We start from the raw sequence: 11,489 nt of genomic DNA on the forward strand, positions 1-11,489 counted from the left end.
GTGCTCCGGTCCGCGCCGTTCTTGACGTCCCGCAAGCCGCGTGCGGGGCCGGCGCATAGACTCCGCCCGCCATGCAACAGCCCCCCTTCGCGGCGCCCGAACTGGTCTGTCCCGCGGGCTCTCTGCGGGCCCTCCAGTTGGCCGTCGACGCCGGCGCCGACACGGTCTACCTGGGCCTGAAGAACGCCACCAACGCCCGGAACTTCGCCGGCCTGAACTTCGACGACGCCCAGGTCCGCGAGGGCATCGCCTACGCGCACAAGCGGGGCCGCAAGGTCCTGATGGCGCTGAACACCTTCGCCCAGTCGGCGGACGTGACGCCCTGGTACCGCGCGGTCGATACCGCGGTGGACTTCGGCGCCGACGCGCTGATCTGCGCCGACACCGCGGTGATGGCCTACGCCACGCGCACGCACCCGGCGCTGCGCCTGCACCTGTCGGTCCAGGCCTCGGCGACGAGCTACGAGGCGATCAACTTCTACCAGCGCCACTACAACATCCAGCGCGCGGTGCTGCCGCGCGTGCTGACGCTGCAGCAGGTGCAGCACGTGCTGCGCAACACCTCGGTCGAGATCGAGTGCTTCGCCTTCGGCAGCCTGTGCGTGATGGTCGAAGGCCGCTGCACGCTGTCGTCCTACGCCACCGGCCAGTCGCCGAACAACGTCGGCGTGTGCTCGCCGCCGTCGGCCGTGCGCTGGACCGACACACCCAGCGGCGTCGAGTCGCGCCTGGGCGGCATGCTGATCGACCACTACGCGCCCGACGAGCCGCGCGGCTACCCGACGATCTGCAAGGGCCGCTTCGTCGTCGACGGCAAGCGCGACTACGCGATCGAGGAGCCGACCAGCCTGAACACGCTGGCCATCCTGCCCGAGCTGATGAAGATGGGCGTCAAGGCGCTGAAGATCGAAGGCCGCCAGCGCAGCCCCGCCTACACCGAGCAGGTGACCAAGGTCTGGCGCCAGGCGATCGACGCCGCCAAGGCCGCGCCCGACCGCTTCAGCGTGCAGCCGGCCTGGACCGCGACGCTGGGCCACCTTGCCGAAGGCCAGCAGCACACCCTCGGCGCCCTGGACCGCCCGTGGCGGTAAGAGCATGAGTTCCGAACGTTTATCGCTGACCGTCGGCCCGGTGCTGACCTACTGGACGCGCCAGGCGCTGATGGACTTCTACGCCGGCGTCGCCGAATCGGCCGCCGACACCGTGGTGCTGGGCGAGGTCGTCTGCTCGCGCCGCTACGAGTTCAAGCTCGACGACTGGCTGGACCTGGCCGCCGACCTGCGCGCCGCCGGCAAGGAGATCGTGCTGGCGACGCAGGGGCTGATCGAGTCCGAAGCCGACCTGCGCCTGGTGCGCCGCATCGCCGAGCAGCGCGACTACCTGGTCGAAGCCGGCGACGCTTCTGCGCTCGCGGTGCTCGAACCCGCCGGCCTGCCGTTCGCGATCGGCCCGCACCTGAACGTCTACAGCCGCGCCGCGCTCGAGGAGCACGCGGGCTTCGGCGCCGTGCGCTGGACGGCGCCGGCCGAACTGCCGCTGGACGCGATGGGCCGCGTCAACCCGGCCGCCGACCCGGTCAAGGCCGGCGAGACGCCGGTCGCGACCGAGGCCTTCGGTTTCGGCCGCATGCCGCTGGCGTTCTCGGCGCGCTGCTTCACCGCACGCCACTACCAGCTGAGCAAGGACCAGTGCGAGTTCCGCTGCCAGGACCACCCGGACGGCCTGCTGCTGTCGACCAGCGACGGCAAGCCCTTCCTGGTGCTCAACGGCATCCAGACCCAGGGTGCGGCCCAGCACTGCCTGATCGAGCAGCGCGAGCAGATCGTCGCCGCCGGGGTGCGCCGCCTGCGCCTGTCGCCGTGCTCGCAGCACTTCAACACCGTGCTCGCCTGCTTCGAGCAGGTGATGAACCAGGGAGCGCCGGCAGCCGCCGCGCGCCGTGAGCTCGAGGCCATCGCGCTGCCGGGCGGCCTGGCCAACGGGTACGCGCAAGGTCGCGCCGGCATGGAATGGAAAGCCGCATGAAGACCCAAGCCTTTGTCGCCCCGCGAACGCTGGCCGAACTGCACGCCCTGGCCGCGGCCAAGGTCAAGCCCATCGTGCAGCGCCTGCCGATGCAGCCGCCCAGCCTGGTGCTGGCGCTGGCGATGAACAAGCTGCTGCTGGCGCGCCTGCCGGCCGACGCCAAGGCGGCGCTGTCCGGCCGCAGCGTCGAGGTCGCGGTCACCGACCTGGGCCTGGCGATGAAGCTGCAGCTCGGCGCGCGCGGCTTCGTGCTCGCGCCGCAGAACCAGCCGGTCGCGCTGCGCATCGCCGCGGCGCTGCCCGACTACCTGCGCCTGCTGCGCGGCGAGGACGACGCCGACCGCCTGTTCTTCGAACGCGCCCTCGTGATGGAAGGCGACACCGAGATGGGCCTGGTGCTGAAGAACACGCTCGACGCGCTCGGGCCGCTGTTCAGGTTCTGATCCGGCGCAAATGAAGTCGCGTCAAAATTGCCGTATTAAGCATTTCGATCGATTCAGCGTGTTTCGGGACCGATAAACCGGTCTTTTGCAACGACCGCAGCCGTCGTTCTTCCGGATGATCGAATCCGGTGCCCCACTGTCCGGGGTGTTGCCTCGATCTCGAAGTACAACGGCATGAACATCACCGCTATCACCGTCCGTACCCGGCTGCTAGCCAGCTTCGGGCTGCTCGCCCTGCTCGTGCTCGTCGTCAGCGGCTTCGCGCTGCACGCGCAGTGGAAGAGCTATCGGGTCTTCTCCGGCTACATCAACGAGGACGCGAAGCGGCTGCAGCTGTCCAACCGGGTCCTCGACGCCGCCAGCGCGCGTGCGATCGGCGCGCGCGACCTGGTCATCGTCGATTCCGAGGCCGAACGTGCCGCGCTGAAAGCGAGCGTCGGCAAGGCCGACGCGCAGGTGCAGCAGAACCTGGCGCACCTGAAGCAGGCGCTCACCGCCGCCGACGACGTGGGCGAGCGCGAACGCGAGCTGTTCACCGCCATCGAACGCATCGAGGCTGAGTACGGCCCGGTGGCGCGCACGATCGTCGAGCTGGGCGCCTCGGGCCGGCGCGAGGAGGCGATCCAGCGCATCGACGAGCAGTGCCGGCCGCTGCTGGCGCGGCTGATCACCGCCGCCGACGCCTACGTCGAGCACGGCAATCATCTGGCGGCCGAACACGTGGCGCTGGCCGACGCGGCCTTCTCCGCCCAGCGCTGGCTGCTGGTCGGTGTCGGCTTGGCGGCGATGCTGCTGGCCGGCGTGCTCGCCCACCTCGTGACCGGCGGCATCACGCGGGCGCTCGGCGCCGAGCCGGCCGAACTGGGCGCCGCGGCCTCGCGCGTCGCCGCCGGCGAGCTGGGCCCGGTGGCTGGTGCCGAGCGGGCTCCCGCCGGCAGCGTGCTGGCCTCGCTGGGCGCGATGCAGCAGAGCCTCGCGCGCATCGTCTCCCAGGTGCGTTCGGCCTCGGACTCGATCGCTACCGGCACGGCGCAGATCGCCACCGGCAACGCCGACCTGTCGCAGCGCACCGAGACCCAGGCTTCCAACCTGGCCGAGACCGCGGCGTCGATGGACCAGATGAGTGCCTCGGTGCGCCACAACGCCGAAACCGCGCAGCAGGCGACGCAGCTCGCCGGCTCCGCGAGCACGGTGGCGCGCCAGGGTGGCGAGGTCGTCGGCGCGGTGGTCGCGACGATGCAGGAGATCAGCGACAGCTCGCGCCGCATCGCCGACATCACCGGCGTCATCGACGGCATTGCCTTCCAGACCAACATCCTGGCGCTGAACGCGGCGGTCGAGGCCGCGCGTGCCGGCGAGCAGGGCCGCGGGTTCGCCGTCGTCGCGGGCGAGGTGCGCCTGCTCGCCCAGCGCAGCGCCGAAGCGGCGCGCGAGATCAAGGCGCTGATCGGCAGCTCGGTCGACAAGGTCGAGACCGGCTCGCGGCTGGTCGGCGACGCCGGCCGCACGATGGCCGAGATCGTCGCCCAGGTGCAGCGCGTGGCCGACCTGATCGGCGAGATCGGCCATGCGACGGCCGAGCAGACCGCCGGCATCGCCCAGGTCAGCGGCGCCATCGGCGGCCTGGACCAGGCGACGCAGCAGAACGCCGCGTTGGTCGAAGAGAGCGCCGCCGCCGCCGAAAGCCTGCGCCAGCAGGCCGAGCGGCTGATCGCGCTGGTCAGCGTTTTCCACCTCGCCGCCGGCGAGGCCGTGGCGGCGCCGAAGCTGGCCGCAGTCGCGGCCCCTGCTGCCGCGACGCCGCGCCCGGTGTCCAGGCCCGCGCTGCCGGCGCCCGCGCGTCCGGCTGCGCCCCCGCGCCCGACCGCTGCCACCGCGGCGACTGTGGCGACCGCAGCCACGGCAGCTACGGCAGCGACGGTCGCTGCCGCCGAAGCCGACGACTGGACCAGCTTCTGATCCGGCACCGGGTCCGGGGGGGCTCGGGGCCTGATGCACATCATGTGCACTGCAGCAAAACGCCCTTGGCCGTCGCTGCCCGCGTGGCCTTAGGCTGATCGCCTCACACGGCGCAGCCGCGGCCCGCCAGAATGGGTCCGTCGGCCGCACCGGGTCTCGACCGGTCGGCCGCTGCGCCGTGTGCCACCCGCGCCGGCGCCGCCGCGTTGCCGCGTTTGCGGCCGGGCGCATCGCCGAGACGACCACCGAGGACGGATCCCCATGGGTGCTCAGGAAGGGCTGATCGAGAACCTGACCTACGACGAGCTGCGTCCGGGCCAGCGCGCCCAGATGATGCGCACGCTGTCGATGGACGACATCAACGCCTTCGCGCTCGTCTCCGGCGACATGAACCCGGCGCACGTCGACGCCGAGTACGCCGAGGGCACGCGCTTCAAAGGCGTCATCGCGCACGGCATGTGGGCCGGTGCGCTGATCTCCAGCCTGCTGGGCACCGAGTTCCCCGGCCCTGGCACGATCTACCTCGAGCAAAGCCTGCGTTTCCACCGCCCGGTGCACGTCGGCGACACGCTGACCGTGGGCCTGACCGTGGTCGAGAAGGAAGACGCGACGCGCAACGTCGCGCTCGACTGCGTCGTGCTGAACCAGCGCGGCGAGCAGGTCGTCACCGGCCGAGCGCTGGTGCGTGCGCCGACGCAGAAGGTCGTGCGCCCGCGCCAGGTGATGCCGACCATGCACCTGTTCGACCCCGAGGCCCGGCTCGAGGCCTGGGTGCAGACGCTGCGTGGCCACCCGCCGGTGCGCTGCGTCGTCGTCCATCCCTGCGACGAAGGCTCGCTCAGCGGCGCGCTGGACGCACGCGACCACGGCCTGATCGAGCCGGTGCTGGTCGGCCCCGAGCTGCGCCTGCGCACGCTGGCCGAGCAGATGAAGCTGTCGCTGGACGGCATCGAGATCGTCGATGTGCCGCACAGCCACGCGGCGGCGGTGGCTTCGGCCGCGCTCGCCGCACGCGGCGCGGTGCAGATGGTGATGAAGGGCAGCCTGCACACCGACGAGCTGATCAAGGCCATCCTGGACGAAAGCTCGCTGCGCACCGGCCGGCGCATGTCGCACGTCTACCGCTTCGAGGTGCCGGCCTATCCGAAGCCGCTGCTCGTCACCGACGCCGCGATCAACATCGCGCCGACGCTGGCCGACAAGGCCGACATCGTGCGCAACGCCATCGAGCTCGCGCACGCGCTCGGCGTGCCCGAGCCGCGGGTTGCGCTGCTGTCGGCGGTCGAGACGGTGACGCCGCGCCTGACGTCGACGCTGGACGCCGCGGCGCTGTGCAAGATGGCCGACCGCGGCCAGATCACCGGCGCGCTGCTCGACGGCCCGCTGGCCTTCGACAACGCGATTTCGGTCGAAGCCGCGCGCATCAAGGGCATCGAGTCGCCGGTCGCCGGCAATGCCGACATCCTGGTCGTGCCCGACCTGGAAGCCGGCAACATGCTCGGCAAGCAGCTCGAATACCTGGCCGGCGCCGCCAGCTGCGGCGTCGTGCTCGGCGCACGCGTGCCGATCGCGCTCACCAGCCGGGCCGACGCGCCGATCTCGCGCATGGCATCGGCGGCGCTGGCCGGTGTCGTCGCGCGCGCGATCGCGGCGTTCAAGGCGAAATGAGCGCCGGCCTGCGCGACGCCGTGCTGGCGGTCAACGCCGGCTCGTCGTCGCTGAAGTTCGGCGTCTACGAGCGCAGCGGCCCGGCGCTGTGGACCGGTCTGTTCGAGGGCCTGGAGCCGGGTGGTGCGCCGCGCTGGCGGCTGGACCGGGAGCCGGTGCACGATCTCGTCGTGCCGGCGGGCAGCGGCTCGTTCGACGCCGCGCTGGCCGAGCTGCTGTCGCTGCTGGCCGCCAGCGGGCTGCGGCTGGCAGCCGTCGCGCACCGCATCGTGCACGGTGGCCGGCGCTGCACCGCGCCGCGTGCGCTGGACGACGAACTGCTGGCCTATCTGCACACGCTCGAGCCGCTGGCGCCGCTGCACCAGCCGCACAACCTCGAAGGGGTCGAGGCGATCCGCGCCGCACTGCCCGGGCTGCCGCAGATCGCCTGCTTCGACACCGCCTTCCACGCGACCATGCCCGCGGTCGAACGCCGGTTGCCGCTGCCGCGTGCGCTGCACGAGCAGGGCCTGCGCCGCTACGGCTTCCACGGCCTGTCCTACGACTACGTCAGCCGCACGCTGGCCGCGGCGACGCCGCGTGCCGCCGGCCGGCTGCTGATGGCGCACCTGGGCAACGGTGCCAGCCTGTGCGGGGCCGTCGGCGGCCGCTCGATGGCCAGCTCGATGGGGCTGTCGGCCGTCGACGGCCTGATGATGGGCACACGCAGCGGCGCGCTCGACCCCGGCGTGCTGCTGTATCTGTGGCGCGCCGGCTGGAGCCTGGAGCAAGTCGAGAGCCTGCTCTACCGCGAGTCGGGGTTGAAGGGCGTCTCCGGCATCTCGGCCGACATGCGCACGCTGCGCGCCAGCACCGAGCCGGCGGCGGCCGAGGCGATCGAGCTGTTCACGCACCGCGTGCTGCGCGAAAGCGGCGCGATCATCGCCGCCATCGGCGGCCTGGACGTGATCGCGTTCGCCGGCGGCATCGGCGAACACGACGCCCGGCTGCGGGCCGACGTCGCCGCCGGCCTGGCTTTCACCGGGCTGAAGCTCGACGCCGCGGCCAACCTCGCCGCCACCGGTGATGTGCTGATGCCGGTGCATGCCGCCGACAGCACGGTCGAAGCCTGGATCGTGCCGACCGACGAAGGCCGCGTCGCCGCCGACGCCGCCTTCGCCCATCTCGACGCCGGCTGAACGCGCCGGCGTCGCCGCCCTTGTGAGGACCCCGATGCCCAACCCCGACCCCGCCACCGCTGCCGCGACCACGGCCGCGCTGGACCCGGCACGTGCCGCCGCGCAGCAGTTCGACAGCCGTTTGCATGCCGCCGTGGCGCCCTGGTTCTCGGGCCTGTCGCCGATCTCGCTGGCGCTGGCCTTCCAGGACTGGGCGCTGCACCTGGCGGCGCAGCCGGCGACGGCGGCGCTGCTGGCGCTGCGGGCCCAGCAGGCCGCGATCGAGACCTGGGGCGAGGCGCTGGGTGGCACCGAGCCCGCCAATGGCGACGCACGCTTCGCCGCCAGCGCCTGGAAGCAGTGGCCCTGGGCGCCGGCGGTGCACGCGCACCACGCCGCCGAACGCTGGTGGCAGGACGCGACCGAGCTGCGCGGCATGGACCCGCACCACCGCGAGGTGACGCGCTTCTTCGCGCGCCAGTGGCTGGACATGCTGGCGCCGTCCAACCTGGGGCTGGCCAACCCCGAGGTGCTGCAGCGCACGCTGGAACGCGGCGGCGCCAACCTCGTCGACGGCGCGACGCAGGCCCTGGACGACTGGCGCCGCCAGCACGGCCTGGAGCCGCTGCACGCGCACGAGGCGGCGTTCCGGCCGGGTGTCGACGTCGCGCTCACGCCGGGGCGCGTGGTCTGGCGCAACCACCTCGTCGAGCTGATCCAGTACCTGCCGCTGACGGCTTCGGTCCAGGCCGAGCCGGTGTTCATCGTGCCGTCGTGGATCATGAAGTACTACATCCTCGACCTGTCGCCGCACAACTCCTTCGTCAAGTGGCTGGTCGAGCAGGGGCACACGGTCTTCATCCTCAGCTGGCGCAACCCGGACGAGTCGGACGCGCTGCTGGCGATGCAGGACTACCTGGCGCTCGGCGTCTTCGACCCGCTGGCGCAAATCGCGCGTTTGCTGCCGGGGCAGCGTGTGCACGCCTGCGGCTACTGCCTGGGCGGCACGCTGCTCGCGCTGGCGGCGGCGGCGCTGGCGCGGCCGGGCCGCATCGAACGCGCCGAACTGCTGCCCGAACTCGCCAGCGTCTCGCTGCTGGCGGCCGAGACCGATTTCGCCGAACCCGGCGAGATGGGCGTGCTGATCGACGAGTCGCAGGTCACGCTGCTCGAGGACATGATGGCCGAGCGCGGTTTCCTCACCGGGCCGCAGATGGCGGGGTCCTTCGCCTATCTGCACTCGCGCGACCAGGTCTGGTCGCGGCGGCTGCGCGAGTTCTGGCTCGGCGAGCCCGACAGCCCGAACGACCTGATGGCCTGGAACGCCGACCTCACGCGCATGCCGGCCGCGATGCACAGCGAATACCTGCGCCGCTGCTACCTGCGCAACGAGATCGCCGAAGGGCGTTTCCCGGTCGAGGGCCGGCCGGTGGCGCTGTCCGACATCCACGTGCCGATGTTCGTGGTCGGCACCGAGAAAGACCATGTCTCGCCCTGGAAGTCGGTCTACAAGATCAACCGCCTGGCCGACACCGAGATCACCTTCGTGCTGACCACAGGCGGCCACAACGCCGGCATCGTCAGCGAACCCGGCCACGCCCGGCGCAGCTACCGCATCGCGACACGCGCCGCCGACGGCCCCTGGCTGGACCCGGACGCCTGGGCCGCGGCGGCGCCGCGGCTGCAGGGTTCGTGGTGGACGGCCTGGCACCAGTGGCTGCTGGAGCACGCCAGCGGCGAACTCGCCAAGGCGCGCACGCCCGCCAAGGCCGACGTGCTGGGCGACGCCCCCGGCAGCTACGTGCACCAGAGCTACCGCGACTGAGAGCGGCTTGAGCCCAGTGCCGCCGGGGGCATGACGGGCGGCGCTGGCACGGGCCGCGGCGGCGACCGCAGAATGCTCCCGCTGTCCGGCGATTTCCGGCGCCGGGCGGCCAGGAAGATCGAGTTACGGGGCCCTCGTGGCCCCGTCTTTTTTTGGCCGCAGCCCTCAGCGCAGCAGCAGCCGCGGCGCCGCCTCGGCTTTCGCCTGCACGCGGCCGACCACCGCGGCGGCGTCGAACCCGTGTTCGTGGAACACCGCCAGCACCGCGTCCAGCGTCTCGGGCGCGCAGGCGGCGAGCAGGCCGCCGCTGGTCTGCGGGTCGGTCAGCAGTGCACGCGCTTCGGGCGCAAAACCTTCGGGCAGCCTCACCTCGGCGCCATAACCGGCCCAGTTGCGCCCCGAAGCGCCGGTGACGAAGCCGGCGGCGGCGAGTTCACGCACCCCCGGCAGCAGCGGCACCGCGGCCCAGTCGATCAGGACGTCGCAGCCCGAGCCGCGTGCCATCTCGAGCGCGTGGCCGGCGAGCGCGAAGCCGGTGACGTCGGTCAGCGCGTGCACGCCGTCCAGCGCCGCCAGGTCGGGGCCGGGCGTGTTCAGCTTCGTCGTCGTCTCGATCATGCGGGCGTAGCCGGCGCCGTCGAGCGCACCCTTCTTCAGCGCCGCCGACATCACGCCGACACCCAGCGGCTTGCCCAGCACCAGCAGGTCGCCGGCTCGCGCATCGGCGTTGCGGCGCACACGCTGCGGGTGCACTAGGCCGAGCGCGACCAGGCCGTAGATCGCTTCCACCGAGTCGATCGAATGCCCGCCGGCGATCGGGATGCCGGCGGCGCGACAGACCGAGGCGCCGCCGTCGAGCACGCGCGCGATCGTGTCGGTCGACAGCACCGCGATCGGCATGCCGACCAGCGCCAGCGCCAGGATCGGCTTGCCGCCCATCGCGTAGACGTCCGACAGCGCGTTCGTCGCCGCGATGCGGCCAAAGTCGAAGGGGTCGTCGACGATGGGCATGAAGAAGTCGGTCGTCGCCACCAGCGCCTGCTCGTCGTTCAGCTGGTAGACCGCGGCGTCGTCGCTGGTCTCCAGGCCGACCAGCAGCTCGGGCGGCATCGGCATCGCGCTGCTGCCGCGCAGGATCTGGCTCAGCACGCCCGGGGCGATCTTGCAGCCGCAGCCGCCGCCGTGCGACAGCGAGGTCAGGCGGGGTTCGGTGGTGGGGGTGGTCATGGTCGGGCTCTCGAATCGCGAAACGGCGACGAGCATAGTCCGCCCCGGGAAACCGAGCGCCTGCGCGGGCCGGGCCGAACTTCCATAATCGCGCCCCCATTCGCCGCCCACCGGAGAGCCGATGATCCATCGCCTGATGTCCCGCGCGCTGCGCGTCGCCGCCCTCGCCGCCGCTGTCGCCGCCGCCGGTGCCCACGCCCAGCAGGTGCTGCGTGTCACCGCGATCCCCGACGAGTCGCCGACCGAGCTCGCGCGCAAGGCCGCGCCGCTGGTCAAGTATCTCGAGAGCAAGCTGGCGATGAAGGTCGAGTACACGCCGGTGACCGACTACGCCGCCGCCGTCGAGACCCTGGTCAACCGCAAGATCGACCTCGCCTGGTTCGGCGGCTTCACCTTCGTGCAGGCCAGCATCCGCTCCGGCGGCCAGGTCGTGCCGCTGGTGCAGCGCGAGGAGGACCAGAAGTTCCGCTCGGTCTTCGTCAGCGCCGACCCGGCGATCCGCACGCTGGCCGACATCAAGGGCCGCGACTTCAGCTTCGGCTCGCAGAGCTCGACCTCGGGCCACCTGATGCCGCGCAGCTTCCTGATGCAGGCCGGCATCGAGCCCGACCGCGACTTCCGCCGCGTTGCCTACAGCGGCGCGCACGACGCCACCGTGGCCGCGGTCGCCGCCGGCAAGGTGGCCGCCGGGGCGCTGAACATCTCGGTCTGGGACAAGCTCGTCACCGAGAACAAGGTCGACACCCAGCGTGTGCACGTCGTCTACACGACGCCGCCCTACTACGACTACAACTGGACCGTGCACGCCCAGATGCCGGCGGCGCTGCGCGAGAAGATCAAGGCCGCGTTCCTGGCGCTGTCGCGCGACACGGCCGAAGGCCGCGAGGTGCTGGAACTGCAGCGCGCGACGCGTTTCGTGCCGACCCAGCCCGAGAACTACAAGGGCATAGAGGCCGCGGCGCGTGCCGCCGGCCTGATCTGAGCGCCGGATGCGGGTCGCGCTCGACGGCCTCGCCGGCCGCCACCCGGCGGCCCGCGCCGACGCGCCGCCGGCGCTGTCCGGGCTGACGCTTTCGGTCGGCGCGGGCGAGGCGGTGGCCGTCATCGGCCCGTCGGGCGCCGGCAAGACGACGCTGCTGCAGCTCGTCGCCGCGGCGCTGCGGCCGGCTGCCGGCCGTGTCGAGC

At 72.1% G+C, this 11,489-nt stretch carries 10 protein-coding genes; 9 read left to right on the forward strand and 1 reads right to left on the reverse strand.

Annotated features, from left to right (window positions below; all coding sequences use genetic code 11):
* Positions 1-71 precede the first annotated feature (71 nt).
* The 7 genes from ubiU to CKO43_RS17840 all read left to right on the forward strand — a co-directional run bounded on the left by ubiU (position 72) and on the right by CKO43_RS17840 (position 9,077).
* Positions 72-1,091 (forward strand): ubiquinone anaerobic biosynthesis protein UbiU, encoded by a 1,020-nt coding sequence (ubiU, locus tag CKO43_RS17810; protein ID WP_200225919.1) that lies wholly within the window; start codon positions 72-74, stop codon positions 1,089-1,091.
* Positions 1,092-1,095: 4 nt separating this feature from the next.
* Complete coding sequence (locus tag CKO43_RS17815; protein ID WP_200379421.1) at positions 1,096-2,025, forward strand: U32 family peptidase; 930 nt, start codon at positions 1,096-1,098, stop codon at positions 2,023-2,025.
* On the forward strand, positions 2,022-2,468 hold the full coding sequence (gene ubiT, locus CKO43_RS17820; RefSeq protein WP_200225923.1) for a ubiquinone anaerobic biosynthesis accessory factor UbiT: 447 nt from the start codon (positions 2,022-2,024) through the stop codon (positions 2,466-2,468). The genes CKO43_RS17815 and ubiT overlap by 4 nt, the downstream gene beginning before the upstream one ends.
* A 174-nt stretch (positions 2,469-2,642) precedes the next feature.
* Positions 2,643-4,427, forward strand: a complete 1,785-nt coding sequence (locus tag CKO43_RS17825) for a methyl-accepting chemotaxis protein (RefSeq protein ID WP_200379422.1) — start codon at positions 2,643-2,645, stop codon at positions 4,425-4,427.
* Positions 4,428-4,688: 261 nt separating this feature from the next.
* Complete coding sequence (locus CKO43_RS17830) at positions 4,689-6,095, forward strand: bifunctional enoyl-CoA hydratase/phosphate acetyltransferase (RefSeq protein WP_200225925.1); 1,407 nt, start codon at positions 4,689-4,691, stop codon at positions 6,093-6,095.
* The gene (locus CKO43_RS17835; RefSeq protein WP_200379423.1) at positions 6,092-7,273 is read left to right on the forward strand and encodes an acetate/propionate family kinase; all 1,182 of its coding nucleotides are present in this window, start codon (positions 6,092-6,094) and stop codon (positions 7,271-7,273) included. Before CKO43_RS17830 ends, CKO43_RS17835 begins: the two co-directional genes overlap by 4 nt.
* Before the next feature lie 34 nt (positions 7,274-7,307).
* The gene (locus CKO43_RS17840) at positions 7,308-9,077 is read left to right on the forward strand and encodes a PHA/PHB synthase family protein (protein ID WP_200379424.1); all 1,770 of its coding nucleotides are present in this window, start codon (positions 7,308-7,310) and stop codon (positions 9,075-9,077) included.
* Between the two features lie 165 nt (positions 9,078-9,242).
* Here CKO43_RS17840 and selD read toward each other — a convergent pair whose 3' ends face one another.
* On the reverse strand, positions 9,243-10,304 hold the full coding sequence (gene selD, locus CKO43_RS17845; protein WP_200379425.1) for a selenide, water dikinase SelD: 1,062 nt from the start codon (positions 10,302-10,304) through the stop codon (positions 9,243-9,245).
* 121 nt (positions 10,305-10,425) lie between these two features.
* On the opposite strand from selD, the gene CKO43_RS17850 reads away from it, so the two are divergent.
* Positions 10,426-11,286 carry a putative selenate ABC transporter substrate-binding protein gene (locus CKO43_RS17850; protein WP_200379426.1) on the forward strand — a complete coding sequence of 287 codons (861 nt, stop codon included), beginning with the start codon at positions 10,426-10,428 and terminating at the stop codon, positions 11,284-11,286.
* Positions 11,287-11,293: 7 nt separating this feature from the next.
* Positions 11,294-11,489: ATP-binding cassette domain-containing protein (locus CKO43_RS17855; protein ID WP_200379427.1), on the forward strand; the 196-nt coding region annotated here is incomplete at its 3' end.

This window comes from Rubrivivax gelatinosus (assembly GCF_016583785.1).
Classification (GTDB): Bacteria; Pseudomonadota; Gammaproteobacteria; order Burkholderiales; family Burkholderiaceae_C; genus Rubrivivax; species Rubrivivax gelatinosus_B.

What these genes read in the sequence shown, in the direction of transcription:
- CKO43_RS17815 (WP_200379421.1), top strand. Translation starts at nt 1,096, where the DNA reads ATGAGTTCCGAACGTTTATCGCTGACCGTCGGCCCGGTGCTGACCTAC.
- CKO43_RS17850 (WP_200379426.1), top strand. Translation starts at nt 10,426, where the DNA reads ATGATCCATCGCCTGATGTCCCGCGCGCTGCGCGTCGCCGCCCTCGCC.
- selD (WP_200379425.1), bottom strand. Translation starts at nt 10,304, where the DNA reads ATGACCACCCCCACCACCGAACCCCGCCTGACCTCGCTGTCGCACGGC.
- CKO43_RS17840 (WP_200379424.1), top strand. Translation starts at nt 7,308, where the DNA reads ATGCCCAACCCCGACCCCGCCACCGCTGCCGCGACCACGGCCGCGCTG.
- CKO43_RS17825 (WP_200379422.1), top strand. Translation starts at nt 2,643, where the DNA reads ATGAACATCACCGCTATCACCGTCCGTACCCGGCTGCTAGCCAGCTTC.
- ubiU (WP_200225919.1), top strand. Translation starts at nt 72, where the DNA reads ATGCAACAGCCCCCCTTCGCGGCGCCCGAACTGGTCTGTCCCGCGGGC.
- ubiT (WP_200225923.1), top strand. Translation starts at nt 2,022, where the DNA reads ATGAAGACCCAAGCCTTTGTCGCCCCGCGAACGCTGGCCGAACTGCAC.
- CKO43_RS17830 (WP_200225925.1), top strand. Translation starts at nt 4,689, where the DNA reads ATGGGTGCTCAGGAAGGGCTGATCGAGAACCTGACCTACGACGAGCTG.
- CKO43_RS17835 (WP_200379423.1), top strand. Translation starts at nt 6,092, where the DNA reads ATGAGCGCCGGCCTGCGCGACGCCGTGCTGGCGGTCAACGCCGGCTCG.